Here is a 19,646-nt window from a genome sequence, read left to right as displayed (position 1 = left end):
GTTCCGCGCCCGTGCTCCCATCCGCCGCCGGGTGTCAGTGGGACTTGACCGAGGCGTCCTCGGGGGCGATCTCCGGGGGCGAGGCGCGCAGCCAGCGGCAGCCGTGCGGGTCCAGCGGCAGCCGCACCTCGCCCTCGTCCGACACCTCCAGCGTCCCGTCCACCAGCAGGTCGGTGAGCCGGTGCCGGGCCAGCCCGGCCAGCCGCAGCGTCACCTCCAGCGCGGTGTCGCCCAGGTTGTGCACGGCCACCACCGTGGCCCCGTCGGCGTCGCACCGGTGCGCGAAGACGGCCGGATGCCCGGCCTCCAGCACCGTGTACTCGCCCCATGCCAGCTCGGGGCACTCTCGGTAGCGCTCGATGAGAAGCTGGAACCAGCGCAGCAGCGAGTCGTTGTCGCGCTTCTGGTCGGCCACGTTCACCCGCTCGGGGGCGAAGGAGCCCTCGGGGATCTCGCGGACCGGCTCGGCGGAATGGCTGAAGCCGCCGTCCGCCGACCACTGCATCGGCACGCGGACCGCCATCCGGCCCTCCTCCGCCAGGTTCTCCCCCATCCCGATCTCCTCGCCGTAGAAGATCACGGGCGTGCCGGGCAGGGAGAACAGCAGGCTGTAGGCCATCTTGACGCGCCGCAGGTCGCCACCGAACATCGTGGGCAGGCGGCGGCGCAGCCCGCGCCCGAAGATCTGCATGTCCCGCTCGGGCCCGAACGCGCGGAAGACCTCCTGCCGCTCGTCCTCGGTCAGCTTGTCGAGGGTCAGCTCGTCGTGGTTGCGCAGGAACATGGCCCACTGGCAGTCCTTGGGCGGCTCCGGGCGCTCGCGCAGCGCCTTCACCAAGGGTGCGGCCTCGCCGCGCGCCAGGGAGAGCCAGGCCTGCTGCATGCCGATGAAGTCGAAGCACATGGTGATCTGGTCGCCCAGGCCGTCGCCGAAGTAGGAGATCAGCTCCTTGTACGGCACGTTCACCTCGCCCAGCAGGATCGACCCGCCCTTGCGCCGCGTCATGAACGCCCGCAGATCCGCCAGGAACTCGTGCGGGTCGGCCAGCTTCGGATTGACGTTCTCGATGAGGAACGGCACGGCGTCCACCCGGAACCCCGACAGCCCCAGCTCCATCCAGAACCCGAGGATGCGCGTGATCTCGTCCCTGACCTCGGGATTGCCCACGTTCAGGTCCGGCTGGTGCCGGTAGAAGCTGTGCAGGTAGTACTGGCCCGAGCCCTCGTCGTACTCCCAGACGCTGGTCTCCTTGTCGGGGAAGACGATCTGGCCGGGGTCGTCCGGTTCGGGCACGTCGGACCAGACGTACCAGTCACGGCGGGGTGAGTCCCGGCCGGAGCGGGCCTCGACGAACCAGGGGTGCCGGTCGGAGGTGTGGTTGACGACGAGGTCCGCGATCACGCGCAGGCCGCGGTCGTGCGCGGTGCGCATGAACTCCACGAAGTCGCCCAGCGTCCCCAGCCTCGGGTCGATGGAGTAGAAGTCGGTGATGTCGTAACCGTCGTCCTTGTTGGGGGTCGGGAAGAACGGCATGAGCCACAGGCAGGTCACGCCGAGCCCCGCGAGGTAGTCGATCTGCTGCGTCAGGCCGCGGAAGTCGCCCACGCCGTCGCCGTTTCCGTCCTTGAACGTCTCCACGTCCAGGCAGTACACAACGGCGTTCTTCCACCAGACGTCGGAGGTGTACGTCAGTCGCATCCGCCCCCGCTACCCGCCCCCGCGCCCCTCATCCGCCCCGGGCCGCGCCGGAACCCGGGACACCGCCGTCGATCTGGTCGGATGTCGTTCGTACAGGAAGAGAGAGATCGTCCTCAGGGAAGGGAGACCCGCATGTCGTTCACCGAGGAGGAGATCGCCTACCTGCGGTCGCAGCCGCTCGCCCGGGTGGCGACGCTGTCCGGGGACGGGCAGCCGGACGTGGTGCCGCTGGCGTTCGAGTTCGACGGGAGCCACTTCTGGATCGGCGGCGCGGGCGAGCCGGTGCACGGGTGACCGGGCGACAGTCCGTGCAGGGGGTGGCCCCCGGCGATGGTTCTGTCCCTCGAGGGTTCTGTCCCTCAAGGGCAGTCGCCGTCGCAGGTGGCACTCAGCGGCCGGACATGACCGCCTGCCTGGCGCGCAGCGCGATCTCCAGCTCGAACCGGATGTCGGGGTCGGCGAGCTGGTCGCCGTACAGCTCTTCGAGCTGGCGCAGCCGGTAGCGCACGGTCTGCGGGTGAACGTGCAGCCTGGCCGCCACCTCCCCGGCCCCGCGCCCGTGCCGCAGCCAGGCCAGCAGCGTCTCGGCCAGCCGGTCCTGCTGCGTGGGCCGCAGGTGCGCCAGGGGCGCCAGGCGCACCTCGGCCAGCGCGCTGACCAGCTCCTCGTCCTTGAACACCACCAGCGTGGCCATGTGGTCCTCGCAGCGCAGCAGGCCGCGCGGCAGCACCCCGCGCCGCGACAGCTCCAGCGCCTCCCCGGCCCAGCGCAGAGAGGTCGCGGCCGAGGCCAGCGGCACCGCGGGCCCGATGGCGGCGAGGTGGCCGCGCAGGGCGCGTTCGAGCGACTGGGCGCGGCCGGGGCCGGTCGGGTCGGGCACCAGCAGCCGCTCGGGCCCGGCGAGCACGTCGGGCGGCAGCGGCGGCAGGCGGCGGGTGGAGTGCTGGTCGTCGAGCGCCACGCAGGCGACGGTCTTGGGCAGCCGCCAGCCGGCCGCCCTGGCCAGGTCGGCGATGGCCTCCTGGCCGGCGGGCGGCCGGCTGAGCAGCAGGTCGAGCAGGCGGCCGCGGCGGCGTTCGAGCTCGCCGGCCACCCGCGCCCTGGCCTCCTCGAAGCCCTCGGCCGCGGCGTCGGCGAGCTGGTCGAGGTAGACGAAGATGGCCTCGCCGACGTCGTACAGGGCCCGGGGAGACAGGCCCAGCGGCTCGGCCACCTCTGTCAGCCGCCGCCAGCCGACCCTGGCGCCGAGCCGCATCGCGGCCTGCAGCGGCTCCAGGTTGCGGCCCTCGGCCGCCTCCCCCTTGCCGATCATCCGGAACGGCTCGGGGTCCCACGGCGCGTCGGGGCTCTCGATGCGGTCGAGGAAGCCCTCGATGGCCTGCTCGACCGCCATGCGCACGACCTTGATGTAGAGCTCGTCCGACGGCCGGGCGTATTCGGGGATGCGGGTCTGGATCTCCTCGATCACCTCTTCGGAGACCCGGCCGATGCCCGACCTGAGCGCTTTCACGATGTCCGCGGTGGTACGGCTTTCGCTGATGTCACTCTTGATGGCCATCGTCCCTCCTGTCGCCATTGTGACCCAGGCAACAGAAGATTGGTAGCAAGTGCTTGTTTTTTGTCACTTCTGGAGGAACGCGCTGAACTCCTCCAGGTCGATCAGCCCGTCGCCGTCCTTGTCGAGCTTGCGCACCCCTTCCTGCGCCGCCTCCAGCGACACGGGCCGGCCCAGCACGTCCATCACCCGGACCAGCTCGACGGCCGAGATGCGGCCGTCGTTGTCGGCGTCGATCAGGTCGAAAGTGGTCGCGTAGTCGTTCATTGCGGTCGCCCTTCTGCCGAGTCCGATCTCGCGTCAGACCTTAGTCGTGACCTGTCGCAGCGCGTCGACGAAAGCCGCGACTTGCGGGCTCACCCCGCCGGCGCGCCAGGCAATGGCCAGTTCCCCCGGAGGCAGCCCCGTAACGGGCCGGTACGCCAGGCCGGGCCGGTTGTAGAGCGCGGCGTTCCCCTCGGCCACGAGCACGACCCCGAGCCCGCTGGTCACGGCCTCGAACACCTCCTCCGGCGTGTTGGCGGTGACGCCGATCACCGGCTCGTCGTCGCGCGCGTCGAGGCCCAGCCAGAAGTCCCGCAGCGGCCCGGCCGAGGCCGGCAGCGCGATGAACGGCTCCTCGCGCAGCGCCTCGAACGGCACCTCGGCAAGGGCCGCCAGCCGGTGGCCGTCCGGCATGGCGACCCCGCGCCGCTCGGTGGCCAGCACGAGGGTGCGCAGCCCCGGCGGCACCGGCAACCAGATGAACGCCACATCGGAGGTGCCGTCGGACAGGCCGCCGCTGGGGTCGGCCCAGCCGACCAGCCGCAGCGACACCTCCCAGCCCGGCATCGCGGCGCGGAAGCGGCGCAGCGCCTCCTGCTGCAGCCCCCTGCCCACGGCCGTCTGCATCCCGATCACGAGCGTGCCGGCCGGCGCCGCCGCCCGCGCCTGGGCCAGGCCGGCGTTCCACCGATCCAGCAGGTCGCGGGCGACCGGCAGCAGCACCGCGCCCTGCCTGGTGAGCACCACCCCGGTGGGCACCCGCTCGAACAGCCGGCACCCGAGCTGCCGCTCCAGGGCTCTGAGCTGCTTGGACAGCGCCGGCTGGGAGACGAACAGCCGCTCGGCCGCCCGCGTCACGTTCAGCTCCTCCGCCACCGCGACGAAGTAGCGCAGATCCCGCAGATGCACGTCCATAGCCACCGGTTATAGCAAAGGGTCTTGGACAGGCGGGCGGCCCGCACCGCAGCATCGAGCCCATGAAGACCCGCTCTCTTGGCAGCTTGCAGGTTCCCGCCATCGGCTTCGGCGCCATGGTGCTCTCACCCGGCATGTACGGCGAGGTGGACGACACCCGGGCCGAGACGGCGCTGAAGGCCGCGCTGGACGCGGGCGGCACCCACGTCGACACCAGCGACGCGTACGGCGCCGACGGCCACAACGAGCGCCTGGTCGGCCGGGCGGTCAAGGGCCGCAGGGACGAGGTGGTGATCGCGACCAAGTTCGGCCTGGCGATCCCCGAGGGCGAGCCGTCCCGGTCGCAGCCGGTCGGCTACGCCTACGGCGAGCTGCGCGTCAACGCCGAGCCTCGGCTGGTGCGCGGCTACGCCGAGCGCAGCCTGCGCAACCTGGACATCGACGTGATCGACCTCTACTACGCCCACTACCCCGACCCCGGTGTGCCGATCGAGGACACCGTCGGCGCGATGGCCGAGCTGGTGCGCGACGGGCTGATCAGGCACATCGGCCTGTCCAACGTGACGGCCGCCCAGCTCCGGGCCGCGCACGCGGTGCACCCGGTGACGGCGGTGCAGAACGAGTGGTCGATGTGGCGCCCCGTGGACGCCGGCCTGCTGGCCGCCGCCAGGGAGCTGGGGGTGGGGCTCGTGGCGTGGAGCCCGCTGGGCAACGGCTTCCTCACCGGCACCGTGCAGGCGCTCGGCGAGGACGACTTCCGCCGGAACGCGCCCCGCTTCTCGGCCGAGAACCTGGCGGGCAACAACGACCGCTACGCCCCGATCAGGGCGCTGGCCGGGCAGCTCGGCATCACCCCGGCCCAGCTCGCCCTGGCCTGGCTGCTGCACCAGGACGAGCACGTGGTGACCATCCCCGGCAGCCGCACCCCCGCCCACATCGAGGAGAACCTGGCCGCCGCCGACCTCACCCTCCACCCCGACACGCTGGCCAGGCTCGACGCGGCGCTGGCCACGTTCGAGGTGAGCGGCGGGACGCTGCTGTAGCCCGGGGCGGGCGGGTCCGGGGCGGGCGGGTCCGGACGGGCGGGTCCGGGCCCGGTCAGACGGCCTGGGGCGGCCGGCCGCGCAGGCGGCTCGCGATCCAGACCGACAGCAGGCAGGCGTACACCGTGAGCACCGCCACCACCGGCGTGGCGGTCGCCACCGAGACGGCGACGGCCGCGGCGAGCAGGCCCGCCCACCCGTACAGGATCTTCCTGACCCGGGGAGAGCCGGTGTGGGCCGCCTCCTGGACGGGGGTGACCAGCGCCATCAGGCCCACCCCGGCGGTGCCGACCGGCTCCAGGCCGAGCCCGATGCCCAGCCCGAGCAGGACCGCCCCCACCGCCACCAGCCCCAGGCAGGCGGCCGACACCCGCGCCTCGGCGCCCTCGAACAGCAGCCTGGTGGTCCGGCCCCGGGCCAGCCGCGCCGTGGTCCACGCCTCGGCCACCCACGCCACCCAGTGCAGCAGCGCGAGCAGGAAGAAGACGAGGATGACCGGCGGGACCGCGGGCAGCAGGAAGATCAGCCGCCAGCCGTTCGGGAACCTGCCGCGCAGGGCCGACAGCCGCCGGTAGACCGGGTTGCGCTGCTTGAGCGCCGTCACCAGCAGGTCCCTGGCCACGCCGAAGCCGGGGTCGAGGCGCAGCACCTCGCGGAAGCTGTCCGCCGCCCGCCGCGCGTCGCCGGCCCGCAGCGCCGCCCGCCCCTGCACGAAGTGCGCCAGCGTGCTCTCCGGATCGATCAGTACGGCGTGCGCGGCCGCCGCCGTCGCCTGGCCGGTGTCGCCGAGGTTGGTGCAGGCCAGGGAGAGCAGGGCGACCAGGTCGCCGTACTCCGGCTCGATGCTCAGGCCGCGCAGCGCCGCCTCGGCCATCCGCGCCCACTCGCCGCGCAGCATGTGCACGCGGGCCAGCAGCTCCCAGTTGGGGGCGTGCTGGGGCTGGAGGTCCAGGGCGGCGCGGACGGCGGCCATCGCGTCGCCGGCCCGGTGCGCCCGGTAGTGCACCTGGGCGGCGGCGTAGTGGGGGAACCACTGGTCGGGGCCGAGGCGCACCGCCTCGTACGCCTCCTGGACGGCCTCGTCCGCCCGGGCCTGCTGGATCAGGGCGAGCCCGAGGAGCGCGTGCCCCAGCACGTGCTCCGGCTGCTGAGCGAGCAGGCCGCGCAGCTCCCGCTCGGCGTCGGCCGGGCGGCGCATGTGCAGCAGCGTGCGCGCCCGCTGGATCGGGTCCGCGACCTTCACGGCTCGCCCGTCACCACTTGGCCTTCACCCAGGGCATCAGCTCGTCCCAGGCGCCGGAGTCGTTGGCGTGCATGACGTAGTTGCGGGCGGTGGCCATCCATTCGCGCACCGCCGTGGGCCGCACGGTCTTGGCGGCGGCCAGCAGGTCCTGCGTGGTCAGCGGGATGGGCCGGCCCGCGCTGAGCGACTGGTGGAGCTTGGCCTCCACCGCCCGGTCCACCACGCCCTTCAGGTCCGCGCCGACGAAGTGCTCGGTGGCCGCCGCCACCGCGTCGTAGTCCATCTCGGCCAGCGGCTTGTCCCGGCAGAGGATGCGGACGATGGCCGCGCGCGCCGTGGCGTCGGGCGGCGGCACGAACACCGGCTGGTCGAGCCGGCCGGGGCGGCGGAAGGCGTTGTCGATGTACCAGGGGGCGTTGGTGGCGGCCAGCACCAGCACGCCCTCGTTCGCGTTCTGGTCCACGCCGTCCAGCTCGGACAGGAACTGGTTGACGAGCTGGCGGGCGTGCGCCTGGCGCATGTCGGAGCGGCGGCCCGCGAGGGCGTCCACCTCGTCGAAGAACAGCACGCACGGGCGGTTGCGGCGGGCCAGGTCGAACGTGGCGTGCAGGTTGCGCTCGCTGGTGCCGACGTACATGTCCAGGATGTCGGCCAGGCCGACGTTGATGAACGACGCCCCCAGCTCCCCGGCGGCGGCCCTGGCGAGGTGGGTCTTGCCGGCGCCCGGCGGGCCGTACAGCAGCACGCCGCCGCCCGCCCGCTTGCCGAACGCCTTGAACATCTCCGGCTGCTGCAGGGGCAGGAGCAGCTTGATCCGCAGCGCTTCCTTGACCGCCTCCATGCCGGCCACGTCGGCGAAGGACACCCCGGACCGCTCCAGCTCGGCCGTGGTCGTGTCGCCGGGGCCGGGGACGGACGGCAGGAACGGCGACGCCGCGCCGGGCGGGGTCGGCCCCGCGTGCACGGGCGCTCCCGCCGGAGCCGGTCCCGGGATGCCGGCCGACTCGTTGCGCCCAGCCAGGATGCGGGCTTCGAGCTCCTTGTCCGCCACCGCCGGATCGCGGTTGACAGCCTCGAAGTAGCGGTAGGCCGCCTTCCCCATGCTGCCCTCGCCCGCCAGCGCCCGCGCCGCCAGCACCCCGAGCGCGGGCGGGCAGCCGGGCGCGTCCAGCAGCGGCTCCAGCGCCGCCATGGCCGCGCCGAACGCGCTCTGCCGTACGAACGCCTCCGCGAGCCCGGCGATCACGTCGGGGTCGCCGGGCGAGAGCGTGAGCGCGGCGCGGAACTCGGCCTCGGCCTCGGCCAGGTACCCCTTGGCCAGGAGCCGGTCGGCGAGGTGCCGGCGCAGGGGGAGGTTGTCCGGAGAAAGACGCGCCGCGTCGCGGAGCGCCTGAAGGCCGGCATCGTCGGGCACGTGCCGTTCCCTTCTGTCGCAGTTTCGGTCGTCTCGGACTACGCAAGATACCGAAACATCCCGCTGCGGCCGTCCCCGTCCGGATGACCGGGCGGCGGCGACGCGGCTGCTCAGGCCGGTCTGAACAAGCGCAGGCGGTCCTCGCCGATCCGCGCGCGCAGGTCGTGGTCCTCGACGCCGAGCCCTTCCGCCGGGGCCAGGGCCAGCACGCCGACCTTGCCCACGTGCCGGTTGAGCTGCACGGCGCGGGCCGCCTCGGCGACGCCGGACAGCGGGTACACGGCCGAGAGCGTGGGGTGCAGCAGGCCGAGCGAGATGAGCCGGTTGACCTCGTGGCATTCCTGGTAGTTCGCGCCGTGGGAGCCGATGATGCGCTTGAGCTTCATCCACAGGTGGCGGTTGTCGTACTCGTGGGCGTACCCGCTGGAGGAGCCGCACGTCACCACCGAGCCGCCGCGCCTGGCGACGTACACGGAGGCGCCGAACGTGGCGCGGCCCGTGTGCTCGAACACGATCGCCGGGTCCTCGCCCACCAGCCGCCTGATCTCCGCGCCCAGCCGCCGCCACGCCTTCTCGTCGCCCAGGTCGTCGAACTGGGTGCGGTCGATGACGTGCGGGCAGCCCATCCGGCGCAGCAGCTCGGCCTTCTCCGGCGAGCTGACGACGCCGACGGGGATGCCGCCGCCGCCCAGCACGAGCTGCACGCCGTATCCGCCGAGGCCGCCCGTCGCGCCCCACACCAGCACCACGTCGCCCTGCTTCATGCGCGCGCCGCGCTCGCCGACCAGCATCCGGTACGCCGTCGAGGCGCACAACATGTTGCAGGCCGCCTCCTCCCAGGTCAGATGCCGGGGCTTGGGCAGCAGCTGGGTGGCCTTGACCAGGGCGAAGTCGGCCAGGCCGCCGAAGTTCGTCTCGAAGCCCCAGGCCCGCAGGTCGGCCGCGAGCATGCCGTCGTGCTGGACGACCGGGTCCTCGCCGTCCACGTACGCGGGGCTGGTGACCACCCGGTCGCCGACCCGCCAGCGGCGTACCGCGCGGCCGGTCCTGACGACCACGCCGGCCGCGTCCGAGCCGAGCACGTGCGTGGGCAGGTCGTGCCGGGGGTCGGTGCGGCCGAACCGCTCCAGGAACGCGAACGTCGGCACCGGCTCGAACATCGCCGACCACACGGTGTTGTAGTTGATCGCGCCGGCCATCACCGCGATCAGCACCTCGTCCGCGGCCGGCTCGGGCATCGGCACCTCGCCGACGTGCAACGTCCTGCGCACGTCCTTGTCGATGGGGTCTCCGTCGCCCGCGCTCCCGTCGGCCCGGCTCTGGCCGGCCGGGTCCTGGCCGGGGCGGCTCTGGTCGAAGATGCCGACCTCGTCCTTGCGCAGGTGGGCGGCCCGGTAGGTCGTGGGCACGTCCAGGCGCTCCAGCTCGGCGGGCTCCGCACCCGCCACCACTGCCTCTGCCAGCGTCATAGGAGTCCTCTCAGATGCTCGGCGATGACCTCGAAATGCGGTGGATCGAGCAGGTTGAGGTGATGCGCTCCGGGAATCTCGACGATCTCCAGTCCGGGGCAGTACGGGCCGAAGCCCCTGGCCGGGTCGTCCTCGTGGGCGTAGCGGGGGTCGCTCACGGTCCACGGGGCCGGCTCCGTGGAGCGGTAGAGCACGACCCTGCCCTCGTACGGGGCCTCCGGGCGGTAGCGTTCGATCGCCCTGGTGTCCTCGTGCGAGGTGAGCTGGTGGCGCAGCACCGACGCGGGCAGCGCCCCGCCCACGGCCGCCGACAGCCTGGCGCCGAGGGCGCGCTCGTCCAGGTCGAGCAGCTCGGCCGGGTCCCCGAGGCTAGGCTCGACGCCGTACGTGTCGCGGAGGTGCTGGGCGAAGTCGGCGTACCGCCTGGCCTCGATCTCCCGCCGCGCCTCCGCCGGCACCGGCTCCGGCAGGCCGGCGTCGATCATCGCCACCAGCTCGACGTCCTCGCCCGCGCGGGTGAGCAGGCGGGCGATCTCGAAGGCCAGGATGCCGCCGAACGACCACCCCCCGATCCGGTACGGCCCCGCGCACGCCTCCCTGACCGCCCGCGCCTGCCCGGCCGCCCGCTCGGACACCCCGGGGCCGGGCACCCGTTCCAGCCCGAACACGGGGACCTGGAGCCGGCCGGCCAGCAGCGCGTACACGCCGGTGGTGCCACCTGCGGGATGCGCCAGGAACAACGGCCGCCCGGCGGCGGCGGCGTTCAGCGGGCGGATGACGCCGCGCCCGGCCTCCGCCTCGTCCAGCTCCCGCACCACCTCCGCGAGCGCCGCCACGCCGGCCCCGCCCGCCGCGCCGTCCGAAGCCGTCCCGGCCGAAGCCGTCCCGGCCGGGGCCGGGAGCGGCCTGCCCAGCTCGCGGCCCAGGAGGTCGAGGGCCTCGGCCAGGACGCCGGGCGCGAGGGGCTCCGTGACGGACGGCTCGCGACCGAGCAGCCCCGCCAGGACCCGCACCACCTGCCGCTCCGCCCCGTCCCTGGCCCCGACCACCGCCGCCGGCGGCACGGGCGCCGCCGGGTTCCGGGCGTCCGGGCTGGTGGGGGTGCGGGGTGGATCCGTCTCCGCGTGCGGCCCGACGCCGGCCGCCGGAGTGGTGACGGCGTAGGGTGAGTCCGATTCCGGGTGCAGCTCGGCGGTGACCGCCTGCGCGAGGGTGCGCAGGGTGCCGCCCGTGAGCATGGGGGCGGTGGCCACCGTGACGCCGAAGTCGTGCTCGATGACGCCGCGCAGGCGGGTCGCGGCCAGGGAGTCCAGCCCCAGGTCCGTCAGCACCGCATCCGCGCCCAGCCCCCCGGCCGCCACCCCGAGCACGACCGCCACCCGCTCCCTGACCCGCGCGAACACCTCCTCCCCCGACCACGCCACCGCTCCGGCGACGCCCTCGGCCTCCGCCCGCCCGGCCCCATCTTCCGCACGGCCGAAGCCTCCGCCGGCGCCACCACGCCCACCGGCCGCATGGCGGAACTCCTCATCCGCACCGCCAGGCCCCTCGCCGCGACCGCCGGCCGCGCCACCCGGGTCCTCGCCCGGATGGATGGGCGCGCTGCCGGTGCGGGCCGGGGTGAATTCTGTGGTGAAGGCGGAGAAATACGGGATGTAGGTGAGGGCGGGGAAGATCGCCGCCGCCCGGGACGCGTCGGCCTTGATGACCCCGGCCGACAGGTCCCGCCGGATCAGCGCCTCCAGGGCCTCGATGCCCTCCCCGGCCGTCAGCGGCTCCACGGCGGGCAGCGCCCCGGCGGCCGTTCCCGCCCATGGGCCCCAGGCGATCGCGGTCCCCGGCAGGCCCTCGGCCCGGCGCAGCTCGCACAGCCCGTCCAGCCACGCGTTCGCCGCCGCGTAAGCCGCCTGGCCGGGCGACCCGAGCAGGCCGGCCGCCGAGGAGAAGGCCACCCACCAGTCCAGGTCCAGCTCCTTGGTGGCCTCGTGCAGGAGCAACCCGCCGTCCACCTTGGCGGCCCACACCCGTTCGAGGCTCTCCGGGTCCAGGTCGGCGATCAGGCGGTCGTCCAGCACGCCCGCCGCGTGGATCACGCCCCGTAACGGCATCCCGCCGGCGGTCGCCGCCGCCACGAGCCGCCGGGCCGTGCCGGGCACGGCCAGGTCACCCGCCACCACCCGCGCGCCGGGCACGCCCTCACCGGCGGAGGGGTGTCCCGAGCGGCTGTTGAGCACGATGCGGGTGGCGCCGCGCTCCGACAGCCAGCGGGCGGCGAGGCGGCCGAGCCGTCCGGTGCCTCCGGTGATGAGGTACGCCCCCGGCCCCACGACGGGGACCGCGTTGGCGGGCGGGAGCGGGGCGCGGCGCAGGCCGGCCGTGTAGCGGACCCCCGCACGCCAGGCCACCTCGTCGTCGGCGGCGTCCAGGCCCAGCTCCTGCGCCAGGCCGGTGAGGTCGTCGAAGTCCACGAGCGCGGCTCGGGCCTCGGGGCGTTCCAGGGCGAGAGTCCTGACGAGCCCCCGCAACGCCGCCGGGCCGGGGTCGGGCCGCTCCCTCTTCAGCACGGCCTGCGCCCGCTCGGTGCCGATCACCACCCGGGAGCCCGCCTCGATCAGGGCGGCGACGTCCAGGATCACCCGGCGCACCCCGGCCGGGTCGAGCCCCCGGGGAGGCAGCACCACCGCCGCCGACGCGCCGGACGGCGAGGTGGGCGGGGAGGAGGCGAGGAGGGCGTGGAGGCGGGCGGCCCGCTCGTCGCCCTCGCCGGCCAGGACGAGCCAGGCGCGGGGCGGGCCCGGCTTCCGGGGCGGCGCGGGGGCCCACGTGCGTACGACCAGCCTGTCGTCCAGTGTGGCCGGCCGGGTCCGGGGGGTGCGGCCGGCCCAGTGGCGTACGTGGTGCCAGGGCGAGCGGGGCACGTCCACCACGCGCCCGCCGGTGCGCGGGGCGACGACGGTGGCGGCGGTCGCGAGCTGGGCGTGCAGGTCGCCGGTGGTGACCACGGCGCCGGGCCCGAGGGTGGCGCGCAGCGCGCCGGTCAGCAGGGGGTGGGGGCTCAGCTCGGTGAAGAGCGTGAAGCCGTCCTCGGCCGCCGCGCGCACGGCCTGCATGAGGCGTACGGGCCGGCGCACCCCCGCAGCCCAGTACGCCCCGTCGAACACCGGCGCCTCCCGGGGGTCCTCGAAGACGACCGAGTAGTACGGCACCACCGGCTTGCCCCCGGCGACCCCCGCCAGCTCCTCCCTGAGCACCGGCAGCAGCGGCTTGACCTGCGGCGAGTGCCCGGCGCCCTCGGCCGTGAGCGCCCTGGCGAACAGCCCCCGCGCCGCCGCCCGCGCCGCGAACTCCGCCACCCGCTCCGGCGGCCCCGTGACCACGCACTGCCCGGGCGCGGTGTGGACGGCCACGTGCAGGCCGGCGGGCACCTCGGAGGCGTCCACCGCGACCACGGCCATCGCCCCGCCGCCGCCCAGCCCGCCGAGGAGGCGTGCGCGCGTGCAGATGACCTTGACGGCGTCCCGGAGCGACAGGCCGCCCGCCACCACGGCCGCCGCCACCTCCCCCATGGAGTGCCCGATCAGCGCGGCCGGCTCGTACCCGTAGGCCCGCCACGTCTCGGCCAGCGCGAGCTGGGCGGCGAACGTGATCGGCTGGACGGCGGCGACCCCCGAGGGGGCCGGGTCGTGCACGTCGATGCCCGCCTCGGCGGCCAGCAGCGGGGCCAGGGCGTCGATCGTCCTGCGGTAGGCGGGCTCGACGTCGTACAGGGTGAGGTCGGGCGGATGGGGGCGATACCCGCCGAAGACCCACACCGGGCCCCTGCCCGCGACCGGGCGCGGCTCGGCGTCGCGCAGTCCCGCGACCAGCTCCTCCCGGTCGCCCGCCACGACGGCGATGGCCGTCCTGCCGCGTCCCGCGCGCCTGGCCAGGGTGTGGGCGACGTCCCTGAGCCCGGCGGCGGGCGGCCGGTCGGCGAGCTCGCGGGCGTGCCTGCGCACCCTGGCCTCGTTGAGGTCGGTGAGCAGGAAGACGTGCTTGGCCGTGGCCCCCCGCCGGGCGTCCACGACCGCCCCACCGGTCCCCGCGACCGCCCCGCCGGCGTCCACCCCGCCGGCCCCCGCGCCTGTCCCCCGAGCGTCCGTGACGCCGGCCCCGGGGCGGTACGCGTTCACGGTGACGTGCGCGTTCGTGCCGCCGAAGCCGAACGCCGAAACCCCCGCCCGCGCGTCCGGCCGGGGCCACGGCGTCGGCTCGGTGACGACGCGGAGCGTGTCCCAGGGGATGTGCGGGTTCGGCCGCCGGAAGTGCAGGCTGGGCGGGATCACGCCGTGGTGCAGGGCGAGCACGGTCTTGATCAGCCCGGCGATCCCGGCGGCGGCCTCCAGGTGGCCGAGGTTCGTCTTGACCGAGCCGAGCAGCACCGGCGTGCGGACGGCGGCGGCGATGGCGCGGGCCTCGATGGGGTCCCCGAGGTACGTGCCCGTCCCGTGGGCCTCCACATAGTCGGGGCCGCGCTCCCCGTACACCTCCCGCAGCAGCGCCTCCTGCGCCTCGGGGTTGGGCGCGACCAGGCCGTTGGAGCGGCCGTCCTGGTTGACGGCGGTCGCGCCGATCAGGGCCAGCACCCGGTCGCCGTCCCTGAGCGCGTCCGTCAGCCGTTTGAGCACCGCCACCCCGCAGCCCTCGGCCCGCACCATGCCGTCGGCCCCGGCGTCGAACGCCTTGCACCGCCCGTCGGGGGCCGTGCCGCCACCCCGGTCGAAGGCCAGCGTGATCACGGGGGACAGCAGCAGGTTCACGCCGGCGGCCAGCGCCAGGTCACACTCGCCGGCCCGCAGGGCGGTGACCGCCAGGTGGGTGGCGACGAGGGAGGAGGAGCAGGCGGTGTCCACGGCCAGGGAGGGCCCGCGCAGGTCGAGCAGGTACGACAGGCGGTTGGGCCCCATGCCGAGCGCGGCCCCGGTGGCCGTCCAGGCGTCCACGGAGGCGAGGTCGGCGGCGGTCAGGTAGGCGTACTCGTTGCCGGAGACGCCGGTGAACACCCCGGTGCGGGTGCCGGCCAGCGATCTGGGCGCGATGCCGCCGTGTTCCAGCGCCTCCCAGGCGGTCTCCAGGAGCAGCCGGTGCTGCGGGTCCATGGCCGCCGCCTCGCCCGGCGCGATACCGAAGAACTCGGCGTCGAACCCGGCCACGTCGCCGAGGAACCCGCCGTGCCGCGTGGCGCGGGCGTCCCCGTGGCCGAAGGACTCCCATCGCCCCGGCGGCACCCGGCCGACCGCGTCGCGGCCCTCGATGAGCAGCTCCCAGTACGCCTCGGGCCCGTGCGCCCCCGGGAACCGGCAGCCGAGGCCGACCACGGCGACGGGCTCGGCGGGGGCGGGCGCGGGCCGGGCCGGGACGGCGGGGGCGGACAGCGCGCGGGCCAGGCGGTCGATCGTCGGGTGCTCCCACAGCAGCGTCGGGCTCAGCTCCCGGCCCAGCAGCGCGGCCAGCTCGCCCGCCACGGCCACCGACTCGCGCGAGGAGAGCCCGTACTCGCTCAGCGGCCGGTCGGGGTCCACGTGCTCGCCGAGCCGCTCGACGAGGAAGCGGCGGATCTCACCTTCGCCGGGTACGTCCATGATCGCTCCCATGCATCCGGGTGATCGGCCAACATACCCGCAGGTCCGAGGCGAGGGTCAGGCCCGGACTGAACATTCCTCGGCCGCGTTTTGTCACCCGCGTGATGATTTATCCGGCATGGCGGAACGGCGAGCCGATTTTCGTACGCACGCCCATAGCCCCGCCGCCGCTCCGGCGCCTACCCTCGCCTGCACCTCCAGGCGAAGGGGCTTCCGACCATGCGCGGCTTGCTGGCTCTGGCGACGACGCTGCTGCTCGTCCTGTCCGGCCCGAACGTCCTGCCCGCCCACGCCGACCCCGACTGGTCGCTGGTCCCCGAGGACGCGCCCGCCGCGCGGCCCACCGCACGGCCCACCGCGCCACCCGGCACGCGCCCCACCCAGAGGACGGCACAGGACGACACCGGCTACCTGCCGTGGCAGAAGGCGCTGCGCGGCCCCGCCCGCGTCGTGCGCGAGCGCCGCCTCGACGACCGCACCCTGGACGTGCTCATCTCCTCCCCCTCGGTCGGCCGCATGCTGCCGGTCCGCCTGCTCCTGCCCCGGGGCTGGTCGAGGAGCGCGAAGCGTACCTGGCCCGTGCTCTACCTGCTGCACGGCGGCGCCGACGACTACACCTCGTGGACCCGCATGACCGACGTGGCCGCCCACACCGCCGACCTGGACGCGATCGTCGTCATGCCGGAGGCCGGCCGCGCCGGGAACTACACCGACTGGCACAACGGCGGCCGGGGCGGCCCGCCCGCGTGGGCCACGTTCCACACCTACGAGGTGCGGCGGCTGCTGGAGGTCGGCTACCGCGCGGGGACCCGCCGCGCGATCGCGGGCCTGTCGATGGGCGGGTACGGCGCCGTCAAGTACGCCGCCCGCCACCGCGGCATGTTCCGCTTCGCCGGCGCCTACAGCGGCATCCTGGCCACCCGGCTGCCCGGCATCCCCGCGGTCATCATGAACGCCCAGGCCAGCGAGAAGCAGGACCCCCTGGCCCTGTGGGGGCACCCCGAGCGCGACCGGCGGGTCTGGGCCGCGAACGACCCCCTGGCCCTCGCCCCCAACCTGAGGGGCGTCGGCCTCTACCTCTCCAGCGGCACCAACAGCTTCAACGGCCCGCTGGACCCGCCGGGCTCGCCGTGGCACCCGGCGCACCTGGGCGAGCCGATCTCGGCCTACACGGCCAAGGCGCTGAGCAAGCGGCTCAAGCGGCTCGGCATCCCGCACCGGCTCCACCTGTACGGCAACGGCACCCACACGTGGCCGTACTGGGTCAGGGAGTTCAAGAGCTCGTACCCGATGATCCGCGAGGCGCTGGGCGCATGAGCGCGGCCGCCCCGCGTCCGTGACACGGGACGGCCCGCTACGGGACCTTGACGGCCTGGCGCCTGCTCGCCCCGATGACCTCGATCCCCTCGGTGCCGAGGACGCCGTCCAGCGGCAGCGTCACCGTGTAGGGAGCGGTGGCGGGCAGTCCGACCCCCTTCAGCGTGCCGGCCACCTCGACGCCCCAGAACTCCGGCTGCCTGATGTACGTCAGCGGGACGAGCGAGACGTCCATGGTGAGGTACGGCTTGGTGCCGCTGACGACCAGGATGAACGTCTCGGGCACGGTGCCCGGCACGACCTGCGCCTCGTCGAAGTCGATCAGGCGCACCGGCTGCGGGGCGGGCGACCGGTCGAAGCCTTCGGCCATGGTGAAGCCCCTTCGTGAAAATGGCGGAAGCCGGGCGCCACCTCAAGGGGCGGCGCCCGGCCTCGCGTGTGCGGGTCAGGCAGCGTGCAGGTACACCTGCGGGTCGGGCAGCGTGCAGGTACACCTGCGGGTCGGGCAGCGTGCAGCTACACCGGCGGGTCAGGCGGCGTGCAGGTACACCTGCCCGAACACCTCCGACAGGTTCTTCAGGTCGGTCGCCAGGTCCACCTCGGGGTTGGCGGGGTCGTAGACGGTGGACAGCCGCGGCTTGATCGAGCCGAGCTTCTTGAGCTGCTCCCAGGCGGCGCTGCTGGCCCACTTCTCGCCGGACACCCGGCTGACCTGGCCCTGGGCGTCCTGCCAGCGCGACCACAGCGTGACGGTCTCGGCGCCGTTGCGCAGCGGGGCGGCGATGCGCTCGGAGATCGCCTTGGTGGCCTGCTCCTCGGTGAGCGTGGAGCCGCCGGCCGAGGCGAACGAGGCGTCCTCGGCGGCGATCTGCGCGTAGGCGTCCCAGGCGCGGGCGCCGACCTCGATCCACTGGTTGCGCTGGGCCTGGGTGGCGTCGATCTGCCAGGTGGCGTACTCGGTGGCCAGGTGGCCGCTGTCGAGGGCGAGCTGGTCGATGTAGCCCTGGCTGAGCCAGCCGCCGACGCGCTCGGGGTCGAGCAGCGGGTACTTCTTGGTCATCTCGGCCTTGCAGGCGTCGTTCGTGCCGCAGCCGAACAGCGGCATCACCGTGTGCGCGGCCAGCTTCTTGCCCGGCAGCAGCGTGCGCAGCGCGGCCGTGGTCTCGGTCACGAACGTGTCCAGCTCGTCGGCCGTGGCGAAGGTCTGGTTGTAGCCGAGCTGCGAGGTGAACCTGACGCCCACCACGCCGGGCTGGGCGGCGACCAGCGCGGCGACCTTCTTGGTGGCCTCGGCGAGCCGGCCGGCCTTGTAGTCGTCGGCGAGCTCGGTGTCGATCCAGACCCGCATGGTGGTCTGGGTCTGCGCCATGGCCTGGGTGGCGCGGCCGGCCGGGGTCTCCTGGGCGGCGGCCCGCTCGGCGGCGGTGATCTTGCTCGGGTCGACGTAGCACTGCTCGCCGGCCTGGCACTCCGGCGTGCCGCCGTCCTCGGCGCCGGGCACGTCGGGCGAGCCGACGTCGTGCAGCTCGCCGTCACCCTCGCTGTCGGTCGGGCACTCGTTGCCCGCCTCGCTGCAGTCGATCATGATGGGCGGCAGCGGGGCGGCGTCCTTCATGTTCTGGCCGTCGTTGCCGAGCCAGAACTTGGCGATGTCCAGCGCCTCTTCCGGCGTGGCCAGCCACCTGCACACCACGTACGACGGGGTCCCGGCGGGCAGGGTGTCGTTGCAGTTCCTGTCGTCATCCTCCGACCAGGCGGCGGGGGCGCCGATGCCGAGCAGCGAGAGGGTGAGACCGATGATGAAGACCTGCCGTAGCCGCCGTCTCATGGCACCTAACTTCCAGGGGGTGAAAATGCTGGCATTTCGCACAATAACCGGATGATCAATAACGTTCAATGAGATCCACGGCGTTCTTCACGCCATGCTCAACGCGTAGTAGCCGTCCCAGTCGTGCGGCGTTCTCCCGGTATTCACCCGCGGCCAGCAGCCGGGCGGCCAGCCCGTCCCTGGTGAGCGACCGTACGGGCAGCGGCCGGGGCCCCGCCCCCAGCGCCGCCACCCTGCGCCCCCAGAACGGCTGGTCGGAGAAGAACGGGCACACCACGTTCGGCACCCCCGCCGCCAGGCCCGCCGCCGTGGTCCCCGCGCCGCCGTGGTGCACGACGGCGGCCGTGCGCGGGAAGAGCAGGTCGTGCGCCACCTCCCCCACCACCAGCACGTCGTCGTCCTCCGGCATGGGCAGCCCCTGCACGACGCCGCGCAGCCGGGCCCGCCGCAACGCGCCCGCCACCTCGCCGGCCAGCCGCTCGGGCTCGTCCGGGACCATGCTGCCGAAGCCCACGAAGACCGGCGCGGGCCCGGCCGCCAGGAAGTCCTCCACCGCGCCGGCCGGCCGCCGGGGGCCGGGCAGCCGCCAGTACCCGGTCAGGTGCACGTGGCCGGGCCAGTCGGCGGGCCGGGGCACCACCAGCGGGCTGACCCCGCACAACACCGGCACCCGCGCCCGCCGGTCGGCCGCGAACGGGCTCCCGCGCACCGGGCCCAGCCCGAGCACGCCCGCCCGCAGGCGGTTCACCATGCGCCCCAGCACCAGCCAGCCGAGCCGCTCGACCAGGGCGTAGCTGGCCCGGTTCGCCCGCGGGCCCAGGGTGGCCAGGGGCACCAGCGGGTTGGGGAAGGCGCGGGTGGGCTCGCTGGGCTGGAAGTGCAGGATCCGGTACGGCATGCCGTACTTGTCGTGCAGGTGCCGGCCGAAGGCGCCCAGCGCGGGGGCCAGCACCAGGTCCGCGCCGGCGCAGGCGGCGTCCACCTCCGACGTCAGCGTGGCGGCCAGCGGCTCGACCACGTTCCTGAAGCCCCGGACGAAACCCAGCGGCCCGCTCCTCAGCCAGCGCCGCCCCTCCTCGCTCTCCACCACGGCCAGGGGATCCACGCTCAGCGCCGCCGCCGTCACGCCGGCCCCCGCCAGCCGGGCGTACCTCCCGGCCGCGACGAACGTGACCTCGTGCCCCCTCCCGGCCAGCCCTCCGGCCAGCGCCGCGCACGGCTGCGCGTCCCCCCGCGACCCCAGCCCCAGCACGGCCACCCTCACGGCAGGCTCCCCCT

At 74.5% G+C, this 19,646-nt stretch carries 14 protein-coding genes; 3 read left to right on the top strand and 11 right to left on the bottom strand.

The window, feature by feature from the left end; genetic code table 11:
* Nucleotides 1–34: 34 nt before the first annotated feature.
* Nucleotides 35–1,699 (bottom strand): alpha-amylase family protein, encoded by a 1,665-nt coding sequence (locus IO39_RS17785; RefSeq protein ID WP_043623932.1) that lies wholly within the window; start codon nt 1,697–1,699, stop codon nt 35–37.
* 132 nt (nt 1,700–1,831) lie between these two features.
* Between IO39_RS17785 and IO39_RS17780 the strand changes: the two genes are divergently transcribed.
* A complete protein-coding gene (locus IO39_RS17780) occupies nt 1,832–1,993 on the top strand; it encodes a PNPOx family protein (RefSeq protein ID WP_211267058.1) in 162 nt (53 codons plus the stop codon).
* A 94-nt stretch (nt 1,994–2,087) separates the two neighbouring features.
* Here IO39_RS17780 and IO39_RS17775 read toward each other — a convergent pair whose 3' ends face one another.
* The 3 genes from IO39_RS17775 to IO39_RS17765 form a co-directional block, all read right to left on the bottom strand.
* Complete coding sequence (locus IO39_RS17775) at nt 2,088–3,257, bottom strand: PucR family transcriptional regulator (RefSeq protein WP_211267057.1); 1,170 nt, start codon at nt 3,255–3,257, stop codon at nt 2,088–2,090.
* A 63-nt stretch (nt 3,258–3,320) separates the two neighbouring features.
* On the bottom strand, nt 3,321–3,521 hold the full coding sequence (locus tag IO39_RS17770; RefSeq protein ID WP_043623929.1) for an EF-hand domain-containing protein: 201 nt from the start codon (nt 3,519–3,521) through the stop codon (nt 3,321–3,323).
* A gap of 33 nt (nt 3,522–3,554) precedes the next feature.
* A complete protein-coding gene (locus IO39_RS17765; RefSeq protein ID WP_043623926.1) occupies nt 3,555–4,433 on the bottom strand; it encodes a LysR family transcriptional regulator in 879 nt (292 codons plus the stop codon).
* Nucleotides 4,434–4,495: 62 nt separating this feature from the next.
* Here IO39_RS17765 and IO39_RS17760 point away from each other — a divergent pair, with 62 nt between their 5' ends.
* On the top strand, nt 4,496–5,476 hold the full coding sequence (locus tag IO39_RS17760; RefSeq protein ID WP_043623923.1) for an aldo/keto reductase: 981 nt from the start codon (nt 4,496–4,498) through the stop codon (nt 5,474–5,476).
* A 55-nt stretch (nt 5,477–5,531) separates the two neighbouring features.
* On the opposite strand, the gene IO39_RS17755 is transcribed toward IO39_RS17760, so the two are convergent.
* The 4 genes from IO39_RS17755 to IO39_RS17740 form a co-directional block, all read right to left on the bottom strand.
* On the bottom strand, nt 5,532–6,719 hold the full coding sequence (locus IO39_RS17755) for a tetratricopeptide repeat protein (RefSeq protein ID WP_043623919.1): 1,188 nt from the start codon (nt 6,717–6,719) through the stop codon (nt 5,532–5,534).
* A gap of 10 nt (nt 6,720–6,729) precedes the next feature.
* Nucleotides 6,730–8,133, bottom strand: coding sequence for an AAA family ATPase (locus IO39_RS17750; RefSeq protein ID WP_043623916.1), 1,404 nt, complete (start codon nt 8,131–8,133; stop codon nt 6,730–6,732).
* 110 nt (nt 8,134–8,243) lie between these two features.
* Nucleotides 8,244–9,602 (bottom strand): crotonyl-CoA carboxylase/reductase, encoded by a 1,359-nt coding sequence (ccrA, locus tag IO39_RS17745; RefSeq protein WP_043623913.1) that lies wholly within the window; start codon nt 9,600–9,602, stop codon nt 8,244–8,246.
* On the bottom strand, nt 9,599–15,223 hold the full coding sequence (locus IO39_RS17740; RefSeq protein ID WP_043624131.1) for a type I polyketide synthase: 5,625 nt from the start codon (nt 15,221–15,223) through the stop codon (nt 9,599–9,601). The genes ccrA and IO39_RS17740 overlap by 4 nt, the downstream gene beginning before the upstream one ends.
* Before the next feature lie 219 nt (nt 15,224–15,442).
* On the opposite strand from IO39_RS17740, the gene IO39_RS17735 reads away from it, so the two are divergent.
* Nucleotides 15,443–16,540 (top strand): alpha/beta hydrolase, encoded by a 1,098-nt coding sequence (locus IO39_RS17735; protein WP_043623909.1) that lies wholly within the window; start codon nt 15,443–15,445, stop codon nt 16,538–16,540.
* 37 nt (nt 16,541–16,577) lie between these two features.
* Here the strand turns inward: IO39_RS17735 and IO39_RS17730 are convergent, their stop codons facing one another.
* The 3 genes from IO39_RS17730 to IO39_RS17720 all read right to left on the bottom strand — a co-directional run bounded on the left by IO39_RS17730 (nt 16,578) and on the right by IO39_RS17720 (nt 19,632).
* Nucleotides 16,578–16,910 (bottom strand): hypothetical protein, encoded by a 333-nt coding sequence (locus IO39_RS17730; RefSeq protein ID WP_043623906.1) that lies wholly within the window; start codon nt 16,908–16,910, stop codon nt 16,578–16,580.
* Nucleotides 16,911–17,069: 159 nt separating this feature from the next.
* Entirely contained in the window at nt 17,070–18,368 is a 1,299-nt protein-coding gene (locus tag IO39_RS17725) for a hypothetical protein (RefSeq protein WP_043623903.1), read from the bottom strand.
* Nucleotides 18,369–18,423: 55 nt separating this feature from the next.
* The gene (locus tag IO39_RS17720) at nt 18,424–19,632 is read right to left on the bottom strand and encodes a glycosyltransferase (protein ID WP_043623900.1); all 1,209 of its coding nucleotides are present in this window, start codon (nt 19,630–19,632) and stop codon (nt 18,424–18,426) included.
* Between the last annotated feature and the right edge of the window lie 14 nt (nt 19,633–19,646).

Origin of the sequence: Nonomuraea candida (assembly GCF_000725485.1) — a bacterium.
Classification (GTDB): Bacteria; Actinomycetota; Actinomycetes; order Streptosporangiales; family Streptosporangiaceae; genus Nonomuraea; species Nonomuraea candida.
This window is presented reverse-complemented; position numbering and strand designations above follow the sequence as displayed.